Source organism: Cysteiniphilum sp. (assembly GCF_057495195.1).
Genome location: NZ_JBXTEF010000028.1, coordinates 34017 through 57217, shown reverse-complemented (window position 1 = coordinate 57217; position 23201 = coordinate 34017). Strand labels below are relative to the sequence as shown.

The window sequence follows — 23201 nt, the reverse complement described above, 5'->3', positions numbered from 1 at the left end:
TTGCCACTATTTAAAAGCAGCTTAGATAATATATGTCTTAGCTTAAGCTAATTTGCACATCAACACCAGCAGCAAGATCCAATTTCATTAATGCATCAACTGTTTTTTCAGTTGGCTCAACGATATCAATCAAACGCTTATGTGTTCTTATCTCATATTGATCACGCGCATCTTTATTAACGTGTGGAGAAATCAATACCGTGAAACGCTCTTTGCGTACTGGTAAAGGAATAGGACCTTTTACTTGTGCGCCAGTTCTTTTCGCTGTCTCAACGATCTCTTTTGTTGAAAGATCTATTAATTTATGGTCAAACGCTTTCAAGCGGATGCGAATGCGTTGGTTACTAATATTTGTTGCCATTTTATTCAAACCTTCTAATTATGAGTTACGCTTTTTAATGATGTCTTCTGCAATGTTGTTTGGTACTTCTGCATACTTCTCAAACTCCATAGAGAATGAAGCACGTCCTTGAGAAATTGAACGTACGTTAGTTGCATAACCAAACATTTCTGCCAATGGCACCAATGCATTCACTACTTTACCACTTGGGTTTTCATCCATACCAGAGATCATGCCACGACGACGGTTTAAGTCACCGATAACATCACCCATGTACTCTTCAGGCGTAACAACTTCAACCTTCATCAAAGGCTCAAGGATCACAGGCGTTGCTTTTTGCGCACCTGACTTAACCGCCATAGAACCTGCGATTTTAAACGCCATCTCAGATGAATCCACATCATGGTAAGAACCATCATAAAGTGTTGCTTTAACATCGATCATTGGGTAGCCAGCGATTACACCGTTTTGTAATTGCTCTTCAATACCCTTGCCAACCGCTCCGATGTACTCTCTAGGAACAACACCACCAACGATTTGATCAACGAACTCAAAGCCTTTGCCCATTTCTTGTGGCTCAAGCTTAACCCATACGTGACCGTACTGACCACGACCACCTGATTGACGTACGAATTTACCTTCCGCATCAACCGCTTGTTTGATTGTTTCGCGATATGCTACTTGTGGGCTACCTACGTTTGCTTCAACTTTGAACTCACGTTTCATACGATCAACAATAATATCCAAATGAAGCTCACCCATACCTGAAATAATGGTTTGACCTGACTCTTCATCTGTTTGCACTCTGAAAGATGGATCTTCTGCCGCTAGTTTACCCAAGGCAATTGACATTTTCTCTTGGTCTGCTTTTGATTTTGGCTCAACAGCAACTGAGATAACTGGCTCAGGGAATTCCATACGCTCAAGTGTAATGATTTGCTTTTCATCGCATAGCGTGTCACCAGTTGTAACTTGCTTTAAGCCGATACAAGCTGCAATATCACCCGCACGAACTTCTTTTAGCTCTTCACGTTTATTGGCATGCATCTGAACAATACGCCCAATACGCTCTTTTTTACCTTTGACTGGGTTATATACTGAGTCACCTGACTTTAATACACCAGAGTAAACACGAACGAATGTTAAGTTACCAATAAATGGATCTGTTGCAAGTTTAAATGCTAAAGAAGCAAAAGGCGCCTCATCTGAAGAGGTGCGTGAACTTTCAGTACCGTCTTCAAGCTCTCCTTTAATAGCTGGAACCTGATTTGGTGCCGGCAGGTAACGAACAACACCATCAAGAACGGCTTGTACACCCTTGTTTTTAAACGCAGAGCCGCAGAATGCTAACACGATTTCATTATCAATAACACGTCGACGTAACGCTTCATGAATTTCATCATTTGTTAACTCACCACCTTCAAGATACTTCTCCATCAATTCTTCACTAGCTTCAGCCGCTGCTTCAACCATCTCTTGACGAAGCTCTTCAGCACGCTCTTGAAGTTCAGCTGGAATTTCTTCCAAAGAGTATGTTAAGCCTTTATCTTCTTCATTCCACATGATTGCTTTCATTCGAACAAGATCAATAACACCTTTAAATTCATCTTCAGCACCAATATTCAACTGTACTGGTACTACAGTGGCTTTTAAACGTGTTTTAATCTGATCAACAACACGCTCAAAGTTTGCACCTGCTCTATCCATCTTGTTAACAAAAACGATACGTGGTACGCCATACTTGTTTGCCTGACGCCATACTGTTTCTGATTGTGGCTCTACACCTGATGAACCACAGAATACAACAACTGCACCATCCAAAACACGCAAAGAACGCTCTACTTCGATCGTGAAATCAACGTGTCCTGGCGTATCGATAATGTTAATACGATGTTTGTCAAATTGTTGATCCATACCTTGCCAGAAAACTGTGGTAGCAGCAGAGGTAATTGTAATTCCACGCTCTTGCTCTTGCTCCATCCAGTCCATTGTTGCGGCACCATCATGCACCTCACCAATTTTGTGCGAAACACCCGTATAGAATAATACACGCTCAGTCGTTGTTGTCTTACCCGCATCTACGTGGGCACAAATTCCAATATTTCTATACTTTTCAAGTTCTGTCGTACGTGACATAAATATTCTCCAATCTTACCAACGGAAATGAGCAAATGCTTTGTTCGCCTCTGCCATTTTGTGTGTATCTTCGCGCTTCTTAACAGCAGCGCCTCGACCTTCAACAGCTTCCATTAATTCAGCTGCAACACGATATGCCATACTCTTTTCTTTACGCTTACGTGAAGCATCAATGATCCAACGCATCGCCATTGTCATTTGACGCTCTGGACGAACTTCAACAGGAACTTGGTAAGTAGCACCACCAACACGGCGTGACTTAACTTCAACCATAGGAGCCACAGCTTCTAAAGCTTTTTCAAAAACTTCAGTCGCTTTTTCGCCTGATTTTTTAGTTTCGATTTGGTCAAAAGCACCATAGACGATTTTCTCGGCTACAGACTTTTTACCTGATAACATGATGTGATTGATAAATTTTGCAACGATCTCGCTTTTAAACTTCGGATCTGGCAACACTTCGCGCTTTGGTGCTCGATTTCTTCTAGACATTTTATATTTCCTTTAAATACAAATTAAACTTATGCTTTAGGACGCTTAGTACCGTACTTAGAGCGTGCTTGCTTACGGTCTTTAACACCTGAAGTATCAAGCGCACCGCGAACTGTGTGATAACGCACACCTGGTAAGTCTTTTACACGACCACCACGAATCAAAATAACGCTATGCTCTTGTAGGTTATGACCTTCACCACCAATATAAGTCGTTACTTCAAAACCGCTAGTTAATCTCACACGCGCTACTTTTCTTAACGCTGAGTTTGGTTTCTTAGGGGTTGTTGTATAAACACGCGTACATACACCACGTCTTTGCGGACATGCTTTCAACGCTGGCACGTTCGTTTTTACAACCTTCTTTTTGCGCGGATTGCGCACCAACTGGTTAATAGTTGCCATTATTTACTCCGTAGTTTTTTAAACATCTAATCTTTGCATAAATATAAAAAGACGCGGCATTATATACAAAAGCCATGCTGTTATGCAAGAAATGGATTTAGATTTTTAATCGCGGATTTTGAACCGCTTACTTTAGAAAATATTCTTCACAATCACATTCTGATTACGCTCAGGACCGGTTGAAATAATATCAATCGGTACATTAAGCGTTTTTTCGATAAAGCTGACATAGTCACGTGCTGTTTGAGGCAATTTATTATAGTCCGTTTGCTTAAATGTCTCTTCAGACCAGCCTTTTAATGTTTTGTAAATTGGCTTGCAACGCACATAGTCGGCATTATCATACGGCGGATAGGAAACCTCTTTACCATCTAATTCATATGCCACACAAACCTTTATCTCTCTTAAACCATCCAAAACATCAAGCTTTGTTAAACAAATTGATGTGATACTATTGATCTCAATCGCACGACGCAATGCAACCAAATCAAGCCACCCCGTGCGACGCTTACGACCTGTGACTGTACCAAATTCACAGCCTTTAACACCTAAGTGCTCACCAATTTCATCAAACAACTCAGTGGGATAAGCACCACTGCCAACACGCGTAGTATAGGCTTTAGTGATACCGACAACTGCATCAATGTAGCATGGACCAAAGCCCGCTCCTGATGCCACCGTACCCGAGATTGTGTTTGACGAGGTGACAAATGGATAAGTACCATGATCGATATCAAGTAATGTCCCTTGCGCGCCTTCAAAGATGATTTTACCTTTGTTGAAACGAATGGCATTTAACTCTGCTGATACATCAGTGATCATTGGCAAAATTGTTTTTGCATAATCTAATAATGATGCATAAGTTTCTTCTAAATCAAAATGAACATCTACTTTATAATAGTTTTGCAAGGTGAAATTATGCAGATCTAATAGATTAATAAGTTTTGCTTTTAATTTCTCAGGGTGTGCTAAGTCACCTATACGAATTGCGCGACGCGCAATCTTATCTTCATACGCGGGACCTATGCCACGCTTTGTTGTACCAATCTTGTGCTCACCTAACGCCGCTTCACGCGCTTCATCTAAGGCAACGTGTACAGGTAACACCAAAGGGCATGCCTCACTAATACGCAGGCGATCAAACACTGGCACATTACGCGCTAACAATTCATTCATCTCAGCATGTAAAGCTTCCAATGAAACCACGACACCATTACCAATAAAACTCTTGACACCATCGTGTAAAATACCTGATGGAATAAGGCGCAGCTTAGTTACCTCACCATTAATGACCAAGGTGTGCCCGGCATTATGACCACCTTGAAACCGTACCACAGCATCGGCTTTATCTGTCAAAAAGTCCACGACTTTACCCTTACCTTCATCACCCCACTGGCTACCTAAGATAACAATGTTATGGTTCACTGAAATTCCTCACTTTGCTAATTACAGTAGCATGTTAAAGAGTTTTGATAGACTTGACAAATAAAATGCTTGAGTTTTTGTCTTGTCATGAACCACTATGCAATGATGTGTAAATGATCTGCACGGGTGAGGGATATAATTAAAACTCAACTCATTCTGATCTACCCCGTCAACTTGAAACAATCTCCAATGCCATGCTTAAGCTATGACCTTGGCGTTGCAGATATTGCAAGCGTTTTTGTTTTTCTTTTAGGCCTTGCGCTTTGTCATGATATTTTTTTTGATAACATAACTGTGCTTGTTCAAACCAATCAATATCCAACGCATTAAGTACCTTTTCAAAAATAGAAACATCTATGCCTTTTTCATAAATAATCTTTTGTTTAATCCGCAATAATCCATAATGCTTGTATAAAGCACTTTTAATCATAAGCTCGGCACAACGCTCATCTGACTGCCAATTATTATCGACGAATTCTTGTAGTAAGTTCTCAATCTCAGTCAAGGAAATATGGTTGCGCTGAACTAATTTTTGCTTTAGTTGCGTATAGGAATATTCTTGTTTGGATAACAAATAGAAAAGATAGTCTCGTTCGTTATTATTCTTCGGCATCGCTTGAGACTGATTTATTCTTTGCCGCATTCGGTAACAACGTGGTCATTAGCGCTTTGTGTAAACTCTCTTTAACTTGCGGATTTTCTTTCAAGTATGTACGCACATTATCCTTTCCTTGCCCGATTCGATCACCATTGTAGCTATACCAGGCACCGGCTTTATCGACGAGGTTATACTTCACCCCTAGATCAATCAACTCTCCTTCAAGAGATGTCCCCTCACCATAGAGAATATCAAACTCTGCCTGCTTAAATGGTGGTGAGACTTTATTTTTAACGACTTTAACCTTGGTCTCATTACCTAAGATTTCATCACCTTTTTTAATCGGGCTACCACGGCGAATCTCTAAACGAACAGAGGAGTAAAATTTCAATGCATTACCGCCTGTTGTTGTCTCAGGATTGCCAAACATCACGCCAATCTTCATACGAATCTGGTTAATAAATACCACCAATGTATTAGAACGCTTGATATTGGCTGTTAATTTACGTAAGGCTTGTGACATTAAGCGCGCTTGTAAGCCCATGTGTGAATCACCCATTTCACCTTCAATCTCAGCTTTTGGCGTCAAGGCAGCAACTGAATCAACAACAACGATATCAACTCCACCTGAACGTACCAACATATCGGTAATCTCAAGCGCTTGCTCACCTGTATCAGGTTGTGACACAATTAGGCTTTTAAGGTCAACACCCAAAGCTTCGGCATACACTGGGTCAAGTGCATGCTCAGCATCGATAAAGGCAGCGGTCCCACCATTTTTTTGGCACTGCGCAATCGCTTGTAATGTTAAGGTTGTTTTACCTGAAGATTCCGCGCCATAGATTTCAACAACACGCCCTTTTGGTAAACCGCCAACCCCTAAGGCAATATCTAAACCAATTGATCCTGTGGAAATTACCTCGATATCTTTAGCCAAATCAGTATCACCCATACGCATAATAGAGCCTTTTCCAAACTGTCTTTCAATTTGTGATAACGCTGAATTTAACGCTTGTTCTTTATTGCTCATAACCTTCCTCGAGTAGATAAATTTTTAAGATTGAAAACACGGCAATTAATGTAACATTTATGTGGAATGAACAAAAGGGATAATACTCTACACCCGACAAAAAGAAACATTATAGCTTGTGGCATCTGGCGTTGGTGCGCTAAAGGTAATCATCTTTTGTAAATCACCATACACTTCTACTGGCGTCCACGGTTGTGGTTGTCCAACATTGAAGCCGCTTTTATCTAGCCATTGCACTTGATACTGGAAGTTTTGAGTTGCTGATTTTTTGTTTTGCACCAACACTTGCCCTTGGATGGTGTCACCTGCTGATGTTCTTACTACTGGTTGCATGGCTTTTAACTGACCAAAGCCAGAACCGAAACTCTCTGCAGAGGTTGCATTGGCTGGAATTGTAATACAACGACTAGCACACCCTGTTAAACCCAACGCTAACAAAGTGGCAACACTTACATATTTAAGCTTAATCATATCCATTTTTATAACTCCTTTGATACGTAAATAAACAGTATTAGCTGAAAGAAAAAATACACTTATGATGATTCAGATAAGAAACTCTTTAACGTTTCTGAGCGCGATGGGTGTCTTAACTTACGCAATGCCTTTGCTTCAATCTGACGAATACGCTCACGTGTCACATCAAATTGCTTACCAACTTCCTCTAGTGTGTGATCGGTGTTCATATCAATACCAAAGCGCATACGCAAAACTTTTGCCTCACGCTCGGTTAGCGTACTTAGAATATCTTTAGTTACTTCACGCAAACTCTCACTTGTAGCGCTATCCACCGGTGAATCAGATACTGAATCCTCAATGAAGTCACCCAAGTTAGAATCTTCATCATCACCAATTGGCGTCTCCATCGAGATCGGCTCTTTGGCAATCTTCATAATTCTACGAATCTTATCTTCCGACATATCAATATGTTGGCTTAATTCTTCTGGAGTCGCCTCTTTACCTGTTTCTTGTAAGATCTGACGCGAGATACGATTAAGCTTATTAATCGTCTCAATCATATGCACAGGAATACGAATCGTGCGCGCCTGATCGGCGATTGAACGGGTAATTGCTTGGCGAATCCACCACGTTGCATAGGTTGAAAACTTATAACCACGACGGTATTCAAACTTATCAACCGCTTTCATTAAACCGATATTTCCTTCTTGAATTAGATCTAAAAACTGCAAACCTCTGTTGGTATATTTTTTAGCAATTGAAATCACCAAACGCAAGTTTGCCTCAATCATCTCTTTCTTTGCACGTCGTGCTTTTGCTTCACCTACTGAAATGCGTTTGCTTGCTTCACGCAAATCATAAATTGACATATCCGCGCGATCTTCAATTAATCCTAGTTTCACTTGAATTGCTTTAGCATCTTCAAGCACATTGACAAGATCTGGATGCTTATCAATACAACTATCTAGCCAATTGGTATCCGTTTCACGTCCTTGAAAACGCGATACAAAATACTGCTTCGGCATTTTGCCTTTTTCGATACATAAACGCATAATTTTGCGATCATGTCCGCGAATTTCAGTTACCAAGCCTCGAATTGAGTTAATCATGCGGTTCAACTGCGCACTGGTATAACGCATGCTTAAGAACAATGCAGACACTTCGCTGGCCGCATTGATATATGCCTTGCTACCTACCTCTTGATCTAGTAAATAATTAAATTTAGCCTCGATCTCGGCAAATTTTTGCGCTGCCACCTCAGGGTCAGGCCCTGTATCTTCCGCAGTATCTACCGTCCCACCACTTGATTCCTCGTCATCATCAGAACTACTTTCTTCTGTTTGACTTTCTTCTAACGTTTCTTCTGGATTATCAAGCATTGACCCAACATCTGTACCTGAGGCATCAATTTCATCACCCTCATTAAAGCCTGAGATTAAATCAGAGAATTTAATAAACTTATACAATGGTGTTTCTTCTCTTTCCTCATCCTCAAGCTGCATATGCTCTTCACGTGCTGCATCCGTTAAATCCTGATAGCGCCCCAATAACGACTTAATCACATAAGGATATTCAGACAATGCATTAAGCACCTCTTTAGTGCCATGCTCAATCCGTTTAGCAATTTCGATTTCACCCGAGCGCGTTAATAGATCAACCGCACCCATTTCTCGCATATACATTCTAACAGGATCAGTTGTGCGCCCAAAATCACCATCGGAAGATAACGCTTGCACCGCATCATCATCTGATGTGTTCTCTGACTCAGCTTCAAGCAATAACAAATCTTCTGCATCAGGCGCTGATTCAAACACCTTGACACCAACATCGTTGATCATCTGAATTACTTCTTCAATACGCTCCGGATCAGTAATTTCATCTGGCAAATAATCATTAACATCAGCATAGGTCAAATAGCCTTGCTCACGTCCCAACGCTAGTAGCTCTTTGATTCTTGAGAGCTGTTGTTCTTTTGTTTGATCTGACATTAAAATCTCACTTCTAAGTTTCTTAACTACTTATATTCATCACTCAAAGACACAATATGTCTACGCCTTATTTGCGTAATTTATCGCATTTTTGCGCTTACCCCTTTGGTGATTTAGCAACATAAATCAAGTGTAGCTATATTTTTTCTACTTTGTATAAAATTGCTTGCATTCTTTGTTTTTCTGTCGCTGTTAAGATAGATGTTTTTGCTTTTAATATCAGGTGTTCTAATTCGTTTTGACATGCCTGCTTCATTATCTTATCTAACATCGCCATTAATTCATCAATAAGCTGCACTGCATCAAGCTCACTTTGTGCTTGCAATAGCTGATAGAAATACGCCTTAAATTGCGGATATTTTTCAACAAGCATTTGCACAAGCACAGCAGAAGACAGCCCGCTATTTTGCCTGATTACTTTCAAAGCATCAAGCAAAATAAAGTGTTGTTCTGTTACACATTCAAATTCCATTAGTGGTTGCGCATTCAGCGCATCATGCACCTCTGTTGGCATACTTAACAAATACGCTAATGCTTTTTCAACCAAGCTCAGCTTATTAACGTTTAACTGCCAACGTTTTAGCTGCATGTTGCTATCATTTTGTTTTGTATCATGCGCTTTTTGCTTGATCATCCGTTGCAACTGCAACGAAGACACATCGGTTGCTTTCGCCAATTGCTCAACAATCATCAGCGTATAGGCACTTTCAGGAATGGCTTTTAATACTCGCTTTGCCTCTTCAATCAATTGCGCCAGACTATCTGCGCTGTTTAAATCATATTTGCTCAGCAGAGTTTGAATAAAAAAATCTGCTGAACTTAAGGCCTCTTTTAAGGCATTATTAAAACCTTCTAGTCCCATTTCTTTGATATATGAATCAGGATCATGCTCTTTCGGCAATAGCAAAAATCGTGCTTTTTTATGCTCATCAAGCACAGGCAACACCATCTCAAATGCTCTTAAAGCAGCATTTTGCCCAGCGGTATCGCCATCAAAGCACAAAATAATCTCTGAGGTGTGACGAAACAATGTCTTTAAGTGCGATGCTGATAAAGCAGTTCCTAATGTCGCAACTGCTGTGCTATAACCATGTTGATGTAAGCCAATGACATCCATATAGCCTTCAACCACCATGATATGCTCAGGATTTTTATGCTGAGTTTTAAGCTCATACAAGCCATATAGCTCATGACTTTTAAAAAACACAGGCGTTTCAGGTGAGTTAAGATATTTAGGGTTGGCATCTTTATTAGGCAACACGCGCCCACCAAACCCCACAACTGAACCCTTACGATTACGTATCGGAAACATCAAGCGCTCGCGAAAACGATCATATGCTCCACCCTTATCTTTACGAACCACTAAGCCTGCCTGGTCCAAAACGTCCAATGAAAATTGCTTTTTCAGCACATCATATAATGCTTGCCATTGATTAGGCGCATAACCCATTTGAAAATACTTCGCTGTTTTTGCCGAGAGTTCCCGCGATTTAATATACTCGATAACCTCATCTTTATTGGCATCAAAGCGCAAGCACCATTGAAAATATTTATTTGCCGCTTGTAAGGCATCATAAATTGATTGTGTTAATTTATCTTTGGATTGATCTTTACCACTTTGATCATAAGGCACTTCAAGATTCTGCATTGACGCAAGCTCTTCAACCGCCTCAATAAAACTTAAGCTATTGTAATCTGCAATAAAATCAATGACATCACCAGAGGCATGGCAGCCAAAGCAGTGATAAAGTTGCTTATCTGGACTGACTGAAAATGATGGCGTTTTTTCATTATGAAATGGGCAGCACGCCATGAAATTTTTGCCCGTTTTTTTGAGCGTGACATATTTTGAAATAACATCAACAATATCAGTCGATGCTACGACTTGACGGATGAAATCAGCGGGAATATTCCCCTTCATGGCGAGTGTTTACGATAATTGTGATTTGATCATTGAACCGACTTTACCCATATCAGCACGACCATTAAGTTCTGCTTTTATCGCACTCATAATCTTACCCATATCTTTCACTGAAGATGCGCCAACTTCTAAAATAGCACGCTGGATAATTTCAATAATCTCATCTTCTGATAATGGTTTTGGCAAGTAAACTTGTAAAATTTCAATTTCATCAAGCTCTTTTTGTGCAAGCTCTTCTCTGCCTGCGCGCTTAAACTGCTCTGCAGAGTCTTTGCGTTGCTTGATCATTTTTGTCAGGATACTAATCACATCATCCTCAGTTACCTCAACACGCTCATCAACCTCTTTTTGCTTAAATGCCGCCAACGCCATACGGATCGTTGATAAACGATTTTTATCTTTATTTTTCATTGAGGTTTTCATATCTTCAACAAGACGTGCGCGTATTTCAGACATTTGCTAAATCCTAACAGTTTTATTTATTAAATTAAGTATATGTATAGTTTTTTTGATTGCCATAAACACAGAAGCCAACTACACCGTTAAAGCATAGCTGGCCGACTGTTTATTGCAATCTTTTACTTCTTCTACTTCCTAGCGGCGAGCTGCTGCTGGAGTTGAACGCATAGACTGCTTCATTGAACGCTTAACTGCAGCTGCTTTTTTGCGTTTGCGCTCCCATGTTGGCTTCTCATAAAATTCTCTACGACGAAGCTCAGAAACGATTCCCGCTTTTTCACAGCTACGCTTGAAACGGCGCAATGCAACATCAAATGGTTCTGTTTCTCTTACACGTACTGCTGGCATACATCTCACCTCGCTTAAATGCCATCTAAATTTTTTTAAAAGTCAATTATCTAATTCACAGGCTTCTGATTCATTTTATTGAATACTCTAAAGACAGCTAAAATTAAATGCGCGCTAAGTCTACAAACTTTTCCTTTGAAAGGCAAAGAATTTCTCTATTTTTTATCTTTTTTCATCTGTGCAACCACTTGACCAGTCACATCGACTTTCAAATCAGGTGCCGCGTATGCTACTGCTTGCGAGCTTAGGATTAGGCTATATTTCCCTTCTTTAGCAACAGCTTCAACCGCAGTATTAAAGCTTGCTTGGAAATCTTGAGCAATTTTTTGCTCTTGCTGCATCTCGCTTTGCTTAAATGCCATGGCTTGTTGTTTGAACTTATCCTGCTCATCAGTTAATGCTTTTTGCTGCTTATCCAAATCAGATTTCGTTAACGTTGGCGCATTCGTTTGCAAAGTTTGCATTTTTTCCACTAAACTCTGTTGCTGTTTTTGCAGTTCATCTGCTTTTGGCTTTAACTTCGTTTGTAATGCCTGAATGCTCTGTTCACCTTGTGGCACGGATTGATAAATCTCAACCGGATTAACCAAACCAATTTTCAAGCTGCTTGCATCTGCAGCAAAGGCAGCACTAGTAACTGCCATTGACGCCAAACCAATCATTGCTAATTTTTTCATATTTACTCCTTAGATTTAACTAAACTTGAAATCTTGATCATACTTTTCAACTTAACGGGTTAGAACGTTTGCCCCAGTGTGAACTGGAATACTTGCGTTGAATCTCCTGGTTTAGCATTTAATGGTTTTGCCAAGCTAAATGCCATTGCACCTAAAGGCGACAACCATTGGAATTCAACACCCACTGAATAACGTAGGTTTGAGAATGTTGGGGACTTATCACCGGCCGTTCCTGGCCAAATGACACCGCTATTTGTACCTGAATTATACGTTGGAATATTGTAAGTGTTATAAACATTACCCGCATCAAAGAACACACCCAGACGCATATTGCGACTATCTTTTAAGCCTGGGATTGGGAACAAAATATCCATATTAGTGTACACATTTAAGTTACCACCAATGGCATTACCTTGCTCTGGCTGAGGCGGAGTACCATTTGGTGTATAGGTATCAGAAGGCCCCATACCCCCTTGAGAGAAGCCACGAACCGAGCCCCAGCCTCCACCATAGAAATTCTGGAAGAATGGTAAGTACTCGGTGCTTCCATAGCCATTACCATAACCAAGACCACCTTTAACAGAAAGCGTGACATCACCAACAATTGGATGGAAGAAGCCGGCAGATCCCGTGACTTTATACCACTGTAGATCACTAATCCCTGGCACTGATACAGTACCATTTAAGCCTAAAGTTGTTCCTTCTGTTGGGAAGAACGCGCGATTCGTTGAGTTATGATTCCACCCCAAATTAACGGTAAATGTATTAAACGAGGTTTGACCGCCATTTTGTTGAACAAACCATTCTAAAATACTCGATGTACCACCACTTGGTTGCAGCACTTGCGTATGATCAACGCCACCGCCGACACTAATCGAGTCAAATGCTGATGTTGGAATACTATAGCCTAAATTTGCACCATATTGATTTAAGCGATAGCTCGCAATTGAGGTATCATCATAATCTGTACGTGACAAATAGGTACTAATCGTTTGACTTATTCCTGATTGGGTAAAATACGGATCGGTATACGACATATTCAAGCTTTGATAAACACTTGATAAATTCGCGCCAATAGAGAACTGATTCCCCGTACCTTGAATATTTGGTAGTGATAGATTACCACCAATCATAAAGTTATATAGTTGTGAGTAACCAATACTTGCACTGACTGTATTAGCACTTCTTTCTTTAATGTCATAGTCCATGTTAACCAGATCATCCGAGCCAGGGACTGGGACTTTTTTAACCGTCACATCTTGGACAAATGGCATTCTTTGTAACTTAATCTTCGATTGATCAATCATCGATTGATTATAAACACCTGATTCAAAATATTGCATCTGTCGACGATAGACATAGTCATTAGTGACGTTATTCCCTAGGAAATTAATCTGATTAATATAGACTTTTTTACCGGGATCGATATAGAAAGTTAATGCTACTGTCTTATTATCTTTATCAACATTAGGCACTGGATTAACATTGGCAAAAGCATAACCTTTGTCCCCCAACGCTTGCGTAATTGCCTTAGCGCTATCTAATACTTTTTGACGTGAGAATGTGTCCCCTGCTTTAAAACTAATAAGCTTCTCAAGATCGGCTTTCGCAATAACAAATTTACCTTCTAATGATACTTTAGAGACTTTATACACTTCACCTTCGTTCACATCAAAGGCGATAAATGCATTTTCTTTATTTGGTGATAGCGAGGCTTGATGTGATGTCACTTTAAAATCTAAGTAACCATTATTCATATAGTAATTATTCAGATCCTCAGTTGATGACTGCATATTGGTTGGTGAGTAATCCGCCTTTGAGGTAAACAGCCCCCATAAATTCCAAATTGACGGTGTTTTAAAGGTTATATTATCAAGAAGCTCACTTTGCGAGAATGCTTTATTACCAATCACATTAATGCGACGCACGGTTGCAGTTTTGCCCTCAGCGATATTAATCTTGATTGCCACACGATTACGCGCTTCTTTAATCTCTTGTATATCAACCGTCGTTGAGTAATAACCCATCAACGCATATTGCATCAACAACGACTGCTTGACCTGAAATAGTATCTCAGGATTAGCAATATTACCAACATCAAGCCCTGCTTCACGCAAGACTTTTTTCATGTCATCGTTTTTGATCTTATCATTACCATCAAAATCAACCGCACTGATGGCTGGGCGCTCTGACACCTTTACAATCAGACTGTTACCATCTTGATATAGCTGTACATTTTTGAAAAAACCACTACTGTAAAGCGACTTAATTGCCTTGTTAGTTTCTGCTGCGTCTACCTTTTCACCTGTATGAATACCTAAATCATTCAGCACAGTTTCTTTTGAGATACGCTCCAAACCTTCAACTTTTATACTTTTAGCAATAAAGCTATTTTGTGCGTAGGCACCAGTGAAAGGTGCCACGCCTAAAAGCGTAAGTAACAATGTTTTTTTCAATGACAAGCTCAAGCTAATCTTCCTTCATTTAAATTATTTTATTCAATCTTTATTTGTATTTAAAAGCACCGAAACATGTTTACGCGCCTGCAAATCAATAGCGACAACATCATCAATGGTTTCCGGTTTATTCAATTTTAATTCTTGCAAAACTCGTTCAATATACTCGATTATTTCCAAATATTGTATTTTTTCCGCCAAAAAAGCCTCAACAAGCATCTCATTGACAGCATTTAACACAATTGTTGCAGCATAATCTTGACGCTTTAGCATGTCACACACCAATGGAATGAGTGCGAAACGCTGCCCATCCAGCACATTAAAATTTAATGGTTTAGCAGTGAAATCAAGCTTTGGCACATTGATTTTGTGCCTTTGTGGATAATACATCGCATAACCAATCGGAGTTTTCATATCCGGCGTCCCCATCTGCGCGATAAAACTCCCATCGTGATACTCCACCATAGAATGCACAATGCTTTGTGGGTGAACTAACACTTCAATTTTTTCAATAGGCACTTGAAATAACCAATAAGCCTCAATAACCTCTAACGCTTTATTCATCATCGTTGATGAATCGACGGATATTTTGCGCCCCATCTGCCAATTAGGATGCGCACACGCCTCATCGGGCGTAATACCTTTAAGCTCATCCAATGACTTTTCGCGAAAAGGGCCACCTGAGGCCGTTAAGATAATTCTGGAGATTGCCTGTTGATCATAATGTTTATCTTGATCAGGCAAGCATTGAAAAATCGCATTGTGCTCACTATCCACAGGCAAGATCATCGCATCAGATTGCTTTGCTGCACGCATGAAAATCTCACCCGCAGTCACTAATGCTTCTTTATTCGCTAATAAAATGGTTTTGCCTTTATTAACTGCCGCAAACGTTGGCGCCAATCCGGCAATACCAACAATAGCCGCCATAACCATATCAACTTTATCAGCACTTGCGACAGAAACAAGCGCCTCTTTACCATATAGCACTATCGTCTGACAATCTAAAGCTTTAAGATCATTGCTCAGCTTATTTGCTAAGTGCTTATCCGCAACCACGGCATAATGCGGCGTAAACTCAAGACATTGCTGATATAACAGCTCGATATTACGATGTGCAGTCAATGCATAAACTTTAAAATCAGCAGGGTTATCGCGAATAATCTCCAGTGTATTAACACCAATTGATCCTGTCGCCCCCAAAATTGTGATGACTTTCACGGATTACTCCACTTCGCTGCCATCTTCGTTATCCTGTTCATCTTGCACTGAGTCGTCATCTGCTATTGATGCGTCTTCTTCAGATTCATCTTCGCCCACGACTTGCACTGATACCAGCTTTTCATCTGTTTTTAAATTAATCAACTTAACACCTTGCGCTGAACGACCTGTTTCACGCACTTCAGACACACGCGTTCTAATAAGCACGCCTTGATCGGTCATAAGCATAATATCATCTGTTTCTTCAACAAGTCCGGCTGCAACCACACGACCATTACGATCTGATGTCGAGATTGAAATCACCCCCTGAGAACCACGTGCTGTTTTACGATATTCAGCAACTGGTGTGCGTTTACCATAGCCATTCTCAGTCGCTGTTAACACAACACCCTGATCTGGATCAGTAACAATCACGCCAACAATGTGTTGATCCTCCTGAATACGCATGCCTCTGACACCACGCGCTGTTCTACCCATTGCGCGCACATCTTCTTCATTAAAACGAATCGCTTTACCGGCATCTGAGAACATCATAATCTCTTGTTGACCATTGGTTAAATGCACATGCAACAATTCATCACCCTCATCAAGGGTTAAGGCATAAATACCGCCCTTACGCGGACGTGAGAAGGCAGTTAAATCAACTTTTTTAACGGTTGCTTGCTTGGTCGCCATAAAGACGTTCCAACCTTCTGTGTACTCAGAAATCGCAAGCATTGCAGTAATACGCTCACCTTGCTCAAGTGGTAATACATTATTGATAGGTTTACCTTTCGCCGCACGCCCTGCTTGCGGGAATTCATACACTTTGCTCCAGTAAATTTTACCTGCACTTGAGAAGCACAACATCGTGTCATGTGTTGAGGCAATTTGCAGTTTATAAACAAAATCTTCTGACTTCATTTGTGTCGAGGACTTACCGCGTCCACCACGTTTTTGTGCATTATAATCTTTCAATGGCTGCGCTTTGACATAACCATCATATGAAAGTGTGACCACCATCGACTCTTCAGTAATTAAATCTTCGTAACCCAAATCAAGCTGAGAAGCAATAATCTCTGAACGACGTGCATCGCCGAACTGTGCTTTCACCTCTTGTAGCTCTTCACAGATCACTTCAAGCAAGCGTTTAATATCTTTTAAAATCGCAATCAACGCTTCGATGCGTAGAAGTAATGCTTTAAATTCATCAAGAATCTTATCTTGTTCTAAACCTGTCAAGCGATGCAAGCGAAGCTCTAAAATCGCATCAACCTGCGCTTGTGATAGGAAATATTCATCATTGTGTAAACCATAATGCGATGCCAAGCCATCAATGCGATAAAGCGCTTGATCAACCCCTTCAAGCATTTGTCCGACAAGTTTACCAGACCATGAACGGGATAATAGCGCCTCTTTGGCTTCAGCCGGTGTTTTAGATGCTTTAATCAATGCGATCATTTCATCAATATTTGATAAAGCAATCGCTAAACCTTCCAAAAGATGCGCACGCTCGCGCGCTTTACGCAGTTCAAAAATCGTACGTCGCGTCACCACTTCTTTACGATGACGAATAAACGCTTCAATCACTTCTTTTAAATTTAGTAACTTCGGCTGACTATCAACCAAAGCAACCATATTAACACCAAAGCTTAACTGCATTTGTGTTTGTGCATATAGATTATTTAATAGCACTTCAGGCACTTCGCCACGTTTAACATCGATAACGATACGCATACCGTCTTTATCGGATTCGTCACGCAACTCAGAAATACCTTCGATTTTTTTGTCTTTAACCAGTTCGGCAATTTTCTCAATCAAGCGTGCTTTATTTACCTGATACGGGATTTCAGTAACAATAATCTGCTCGCGATCAGTTTTCTTATCGGTTTCAATCGATGCCTTAGCACGCATAATAACGCGTCCTCTGCCCGTTTTATACGCATCAACAATACCAGCACGACCATTGATATAGGCACCCGTTGGGAAATCAGGGCCAGGAATGTATTCCATCAACTCGTCGATGCTTAAATCAGGATTTTCAATCAGTGCAATCACGCCATCAATGACTTCATTTAAATTGTGTGGCGGAATATTTGTTGCCATCCCCACCGCAATACCAGATGAGCCATTAACCAACAGGTTAGGTATGCGCGTTGGTAGCACATCCGGAATCATCTCGGTTTCGTCATAGTTTGGCGAGAAGTTAACCGTTTCTTTATCGATATCAATTAGCAATGAGTGCGCCATCTTTGACATACGTACTTCGGTATAACGCATTGCTGCCGGTGAATCACCATCAACTGAACCAAAGTTACCCTGACCGTCGACTAGCATATAACGCAATGAACACGGCTGCGCCATACGCACAATCGTGTCATAAACTGCCGTATCACCATGCGGGTGATATTTACCAATCACATCCCCAACAACACGCGCTGATTTTTTATAAGGCTTATTAAGGTCATTGCCTAGCTCTTTCATCGCAAAAAGAACGCGTCGATGGACAGGCTTTAAGCCATCACGCACATCAGGAAGCGCACGTCCAACAATGACGCTCATCGCGTAATCAAGGTATGATTGCTTTAATTCCTGCTCGATATTAACCGGAAAAACTTCATTGGCAAATTGTGTGGTCATAAGGATATAAACGCTTCAATTATTCTAAAAACTGGCGCGAATTATAACATACTCACCACAGCACAGAAACAGGATTCTCTAGCATATGAAGTAAATATTTCTAAGTTTAAAAACGTCATGCTACAATGCCGTTTGTGCAGCAACATCAAACAACTTAAAGCTCAAAATCAAATTATAGGAAAAACTCCATGTTTACAGTTGATCATAAGACCAATCGCATCAATCCGGTCGCAGTAAAACGTTTCAGCGACATGGGGCTAACGGAAAGAGCACACCTTCAGGAGTGGCTAGCACATCACCCAAACGCTTTAGGCGAAGAACTTTTAATTATCCAAAAAGAGTTCGATGGTTTTGACGACACCCGTGAGCGATTAGATTTATTGGCTCTCGATAAATACGGGAATTTGGTGATTATCGAAAATAAGCTTGATGATTCTGGGCGTGATGTTGTTTGGCAGGCGCTAAAATATGCATCTTACTGCGCAACTTTAACCAAGGCACAGATTGTCGAAATTTATCAACAATACCTTAAGAAGCAAAATATCAATAATGACAACGCCGAGCTAGCTGATGCGACCAGCTACATCTGTGAATTTCTTGACGCCCCTGCATTAGATGAAGTCAGATTGAATACAGGCAACAGCCAACGCATTATGCTTGTTGCTGCCAATTTTCGCAAAGAGGTTACCAGTACAGCACTATGGCTACTTGATCAAGGCATCAATATCCAGTGTTTTAAAGTCACTCCGTATGCACTGGGTGAGCAGCTACTTATCAATATTGATCAAATCATACCAACACCAGAAGCAAAAGAATTAATGATTGGAATTAAAGCAAAAGAAATTGAAGAGAAAGACACTGAGACTGTTCTAAAGAGTCGCCACATCATTCGCCGTGAATATTGGAGTCATGCACTTGAAGCTTTCCAGAAAAGCAACTGTACACTATACAACAATATCAGCCCAAGCAAAGATCACTGGCTTTCTGCAGGATCTGGTTTAAGCGGTTGCTCATACAATTTAATTTTCTCACAAAAAGAAATTCGCGTTGAGCTTTGGATAAGCCGCAGCTCCACAGAGGAAAATAAATTTATTTTTGACCATCTTATGGAGAGAAGGGATTTCATTGAATCAACCTTTAATGACACGCTCGACTGGATGAGACTGAATCAAAAAAAATCATGTCGCATTCAATTTTCAAAATCATTTAGCGCTCTAGACAAAGATAGCTGGAATGATTCTATAGCTTGGCATGTGGAGCATATGAGCAAACTAGAGCAGACCTTAAAAAAACCTCTACACCAAGTTGGCGCCACTCTAAAAAAACACTCCACAAGCAATGAGAATAAACCATGAGCCGAAAAGTCAACATGAAACCTGAAAACTACGTTTATTTTTTTGCCATTTTCCTCGTTGGTGTGTATGTCTGTGCGTATGACATGTATATCTCAGCACTGCCCTTGTTACAAAATGACTTTGCGGTGAATGTTGGGCAAAGCCAGTTAACACTAACCTTATTTGTTATTGCAGGTGCGATCTTCGCGATTCCAGCGGGTCTTATCAGTGATCGTTTTGGACGCAAGAAAACACTGATACTTTATTGTGTAATCGTCATTATTGGCAGCATTGTGTGCTTATTATCGCAGAGCATTCTCACCTTTTATATCGGACGAATATTACAAGGCATTGGCGCATCTGGTTTATATATTCTTGCCGTTGCTTTGCCCAAGGATATGCTAACGGGTAATACCTATGTTAAGACCTGGCAGAGCTTAACACTTTTGTTTTATTTGGCTCCTTCTTTGGCTGGCTTTATCGGTGGTTATATCGTCTATTACGGTGGTTGGGAATGGGTTTTTAATGGTGTTATTTTAGTGGCACTGCTCACCCTTATCTTGATTGCTATTTATTTTAAAGAGATACCAACCGCAATCACTGAAGTCAAAACATCAAGTCGCAAAAAATTCTTTAGCATTGCTAGCAACACGCAATTCTTAAGCTACTGCTATATCACGTCAGTGGCATGGGCAGGCATGTCCGTTTTTTATATCTGCACGCCTTACATTGTGATCACAACCCTTGGGTTTAATACGATTGTCTATGGTTGGTTATCCTTTTTATTGATCTTCTTTGGCGCCTTAGCACGTTGGATTAACATTCGTTGGCTTAATGGATTAATGAGTTATGAGCAAAGCGCTTATAGCTTCTCTTTTGTTGCTGTTTTGAGTGGCATATTGTTTATCAGCGCTTATTTTCTACCGGCACATTACGCCATTTACTTGATCGGTCTAAGTGCGATTTTATTTGGCTTTTCCTCGGCACTTGTGAGTGTGAACACCTCAACAATGGCGTTTTTGCTGATTGATAAAAGTCACAGCGCTGTTGCCTCGTCAATCTATGGGCTCATGATTGACCTTATTGTTGCGTTATCGCTTATCTTTGCTAATTTAATGCGCGCTAACCTCATTCTCTTAGGTGCAATGATTGCTGTCTTTTATATCATTGCCATAATGCTGCTGATGAAATTCAAAGAACCTACAGCTACCACAATTCACGTTTAGTGATTTATACCGCCCACAAACCATCTTACAGTGTTTCTGTCATTGAATTTCTTGCGCTTTTGAGTAATTGAATTTTGCCAATAGTCCCAGCTATTATCTGCAATCCAATTACTCAAAAGCATCAAACACTTCTTCGACATCAAACACCGCAAAATGATTTATGAGCGGTATAGAATACAAGTCCTTTTCATCTAAAGATAATTTACATACAATAAGCGCACTTTTCTAAGTTAATCAATACGGAATCATCTAATGTCTAAAATCCAAGCCGTGCGCGGCATGAATGATATTTTACCGAGCGATATTTATAAGTGGCACTTTTTTGAGAACGCCGTAAAACAAACCTTACACAACTACGCTTATCAGGAAATTCGTTTACCTGTCGTTGAAAAAAGCGAGTTATTTCATCGCGGCGTTGGCGCGGGCACAGATATTGTTGAAAAAGAAACCTATGATTTTAGTGATCGCAATGATGAGGCATTGACTTTAAGACCTGAAGGTACGGCAGGCTGCGTGCGTGCGATGATTGAACATGGACTTTTACGTAATCAAATCCAAAAGGTATGGTACACCGGGGCTATGTTTCGCTATGAGCGTCCGCAAAAAGGGCGTTACCGCCAGTTTTATCAACTAGGTGTTGAGGTATACGGCAATAGTCACATTGCCCAAGACGCTGAAGTGTTAAGCTTGTCATGGCAACTATGGCAAGCCTTAGGACTTGATACACATGTCACGCTTGAGCTTAATAACCTAGGCAGTGCACAAAATCGTGCTGATTATGTCAATGCATTGGTTGATTATCTAACGCCACTTAAAGATCAATTAGATGAGGATTCACAGCGTAGATTAGGTAAAAACCCACTGCGCATTCTTGATAGTAAAAATGAAAACACGCAACGACTTTTGGATAATGCACCTAACCTGCATGATTTTCTTGATCGAGATATTAAACAAGACTTTGAAGCACTTACTAAGTATCTAAGCGCATTAAACATCCCTTACAAAATCAACTCACGATTGGTTCGTGGGATTGACTACTACTGCAACACAGTGTTTGAATGGGTTACCGATAAACTCGGGGCTCAAGGCACCATTTGCGCCGGTGGTCGTTATGATTCACTCGTGAGCGATTTGCAAGGCCCTGAAACGCCTGCCGTTGGTTTTGCCATGGGTATTGAACGAATCATCTTACTCCTTGAAACACTTGGACTTATTCCTGAAACAACACAAACTGCAGATATCTATGTGATATCTGATCAGTCATCGATATTCAAGACCATGCCAATGATTGAAACACTACGTAAGTCCTTACCTCACCTAACCATTGAGCAAAACACCTCCTTAGGTAGCTTTAAATCACAGTTTAAAAAAGCCGATAAGTCAGGTGCTGCATTGGCATTGGTGATCGCTGAAGATGAAGTTAACAATAGCACCTGTGTGATCAAGTTCTTACGTGAAGACAAAGAACAAGTGATCATACCACAAGCTGAATTAGCTTCGTACATTCAAAGCCATTACGCTTAGTATGATTATTTATATCGATGCTGACGCTTGCCCTAAAGCGGTCAAAGAATTGCTGTATAAGGCAGCACACCAACGCAAAGTCACGTGTATTTTTGTTGCCAATCAACCACTGACACACCCGCCATCACCTTTTATCAAAATGCGCTGTGTTGATAAAGGCTTTGATGTTGCTGACAACTATATCGCCAATAAGGTTGAAATGTCTGATTTAGTGATTACCGCGGATATTCCGCTGGCAAAAGAAGTTACTGATCACGATGCAATGGTGATTACGCCGCATGGCAAGCAATATACCAAGGCAAATATTTCACAAACTTATGCCATGCGCAATTTCTTCACTGAGCTACGAGATGCTGGATTAGTCGAGACAAAAACCAAGGCATTCTCAAATAGCAACATCAACGCCTTTGCCAATGCTTTGGATCAACTGTTGACTAAACGCGGATTTATCAAACAATGAATTTATACGATATCCCTAAGCATGCTGAACATGAATTGTTTGATATTATTCATGCGATCAAAAATGCACAAAATATAAAGATTGAACGCA

20 protein-coding genes are annotated in these 23201 nt (G+C 40.5%); 4 read left to right on the top strand and 16 right to left on the bottom strand.

Annotated elements, in window-relative coordinates:
* Nucleotides 1-37: 37 nt before the first annotated feature.
* The 16 genes from rpsJ to gyrA form a co-directional block, all read right to left on the bottom strand.
* Nucleotides 38-361 (bottom strand): 30S ribosomal protein S10, encoded by a 324-nt coding sequence (rpsJ, locus tag ACY10D_RS02875; RefSeq protein WP_225630079.1) that lies wholly within the window; start codon nt 359-361, stop codon nt 38-40.
* Between the two features lie 18 nt (nt 362-379).
* Nucleotides 380-2476, bottom strand: coding sequence for an elongation factor G (gene fusA, locus ACY10D_RS02870; protein ID WP_486999280.1), 2097 nt, complete (start codon nt 2474-2476; stop codon nt 380-382).
* Nucleotides 2477-2491: 15 nt separating this feature from the next.
* Entirely contained in the window at nt 2492-2965 is a 474-nt protein-coding gene (rpsG, locus tag ACY10D_RS02865) for a 30S ribosomal protein S7 (protein WP_192485295.1), read from the bottom strand.
* A gap of 29 nt (nt 2966-2994) precedes the next feature.
* Nucleotides 2995-3369, bottom strand: coding sequence for a 30S ribosomal protein S12 (rpsL, locus tag ACY10D_RS02860; protein ID WP_117002722.1), 375 nt, complete (start codon nt 3367-3369; stop codon nt 2995-2997).
* 132 nt (nt 3370-3501) lie between these two features.
* The gene (locus ACY10D_RS02855) at nt 3502-4794 is read right to left on the bottom strand and encodes an adenylosuccinate synthase (protein ID WP_486999279.1); all 1293 of its coding nucleotides are present in this window, start codon (nt 4792-4794) and stop codon (nt 3502-3504) included.
* A gap of 169 nt (nt 4795-4963) precedes the next feature.
* A complete protein-coding gene (locus tag ACY10D_RS02850) occupies nt 4964-5407 on the bottom strand; it encodes a regulatory protein RecX (protein WP_486999278.1) in 444 nt (147 codons plus the stop codon).
* A complete protein-coding gene (gene recA, locus ACY10D_RS02845; RefSeq protein WP_486999277.1) occupies nt 5394-6422 on the bottom strand; it encodes a recombinase RecA in 1029 nt (342 codons plus the stop codon). The genes ACY10D_RS02850 and recA overlap by 14 nt, the downstream gene beginning before the upstream one ends.
* A gap of 87 nt (nt 6423-6509) precedes the next feature.
* Entirely contained in the window at nt 6510-6899 is a 390-nt protein-coding gene (locus ACY10D_RS02840) for a DUF1425 domain-containing protein (RefSeq protein ID WP_486999276.1), read from the bottom strand.
* Between the two features lie 56 nt (nt 6900-6955).
* Nucleotides 6956-8866 (bottom strand): RNA polymerase sigma factor RpoD, encoded by a 1911-nt coding sequence (rpoD, locus tag ACY10D_RS02835; protein WP_486999275.1) that lies wholly within the window; start codon nt 8864-8866, stop codon nt 6956-6958.
* Nucleotides 8867-9002: 136 nt separating this feature from the next.
* Nucleotides 9003-10787 (bottom strand): DNA primase, encoded by a 1785-nt coding sequence (dnaG, locus tag ACY10D_RS02830; RefSeq protein ID WP_486999274.1) that lies wholly within the window; start codon nt 10785-10787, stop codon nt 9003-9005.
* A 9-nt stretch (nt 10788-10796) separates the two neighbouring features.
* On the bottom strand, nt 10797-11243 hold the full coding sequence (locus ACY10D_RS02825; RefSeq protein WP_192484899.1) for a GatB/YqeY domain-containing protein: 447 nt from the start codon (nt 11241-11243) through the stop codon (nt 10797-10799).
* A 138-nt stretch (nt 11244-11381) separates the two neighbouring features.
* Nucleotides 11382-11594: a 30S ribosomal protein S21 gene (gene rpsU, locus ACY10D_RS02820; RefSeq protein ID WP_117002909.1), complete on the bottom strand. Its 213-nt coding sequence runs from the start codon at nt 11592-11594 to the stop codon at nt 11382-11384.
* A 155-nt stretch (nt 11595-11749) separates the two neighbouring features.
* The gene (locus tag ACY10D_RS02815) at nt 11750-12271 is read right to left on the bottom strand and encodes an OmpH/Skp family outer membrane protein (protein WP_486999273.1); all 522 of its coding nucleotides are present in this window, start codon (nt 12269-12271) and stop codon (nt 11750-11752) included.
* A gap of 59 nt (nt 12272-12330) precedes the next feature.
* Complete coding sequence (bamA, locus tag ACY10D_RS02810; RefSeq protein ID WP_486999272.1) at nt 12331-14739, bottom strand: outer membrane protein assembly factor BamA; 2409 nt, start codon at nt 14737-14739, stop codon at nt 12331-12333.
* A gap of 30 nt (nt 14740-14769) precedes the next feature.
* Nucleotides 14770-15948, bottom strand: a complete 1179-nt coding sequence (gene ispC, locus ACY10D_RS02805; protein ID WP_486999271.1) for a 1-deoxy-D-xylulose-5-phosphate reductoisomerase — start codon at nt 15946-15948, stop codon at nt 14770-14772.
* A gap of 3 nt (nt 15949-15951) precedes the next feature.
* Entirely contained in the window at nt 15952-18567 is a 2616-nt protein-coding gene (gene gyrA, locus ACY10D_RS02800) for a DNA gyrase subunit A (RefSeq protein ID WP_486999270.1), read from the bottom strand.
* A gap of 188 nt (nt 18568-18755) precedes the next feature.
* Between gyrA and ACY10D_RS02795 the strand changes: the two genes are divergently transcribed.
* The 4 genes from ACY10D_RS02795 (at nt 18756) to ACY10D_RS02780 (ending at nt 23111) form a co-directional block, all read left to right on the top strand.
* The gene (locus ACY10D_RS02795; RefSeq protein WP_486999269.1) at nt 18756-19922 is read left to right on the top strand and encodes a DUF4268 domain-containing protein; all 1167 of its coding nucleotides are present in this window, start codon (nt 18756-18758) and stop codon (nt 19920-19922) included.
* Nucleotides 19919-21127 (top strand): MFS transporter, encoded by a 1209-nt coding sequence (locus ACY10D_RS02790; RefSeq protein ID WP_486999268.1) that lies wholly within the window; start codon nt 19919-19921, stop codon nt 21125-21127. The genes ACY10D_RS02795 and ACY10D_RS02790 overlap by 4 nt, the downstream gene beginning before the upstream one ends.
* A gap of 252 nt (nt 21128-21379) precedes the next feature.
* Nucleotides 21380-22651, top strand: coding sequence for a histidine--tRNA ligase (gene hisS / locus ACY10D_RS02785; RefSeq protein ID WP_486999267.1), 1272 nt, complete (start codon nt 21380-21382; stop codon nt 22649-22651).
* A 1-nt stretch (nt 22652) separates the two neighbouring features.
* Nucleotides 22653-23111 carry a YaiI/YqxD family protein gene (locus ACY10D_RS02780; protein ID WP_486999266.1) on the top strand — a complete coding sequence of 153 codons (459 nt, stop codon included), beginning with the start codon at nt 22653-22655 and terminating at the stop codon, nt 23109-23111.
* The last annotated feature ends 90 nt before the right edge of the window (nt 23112-23201 follow it).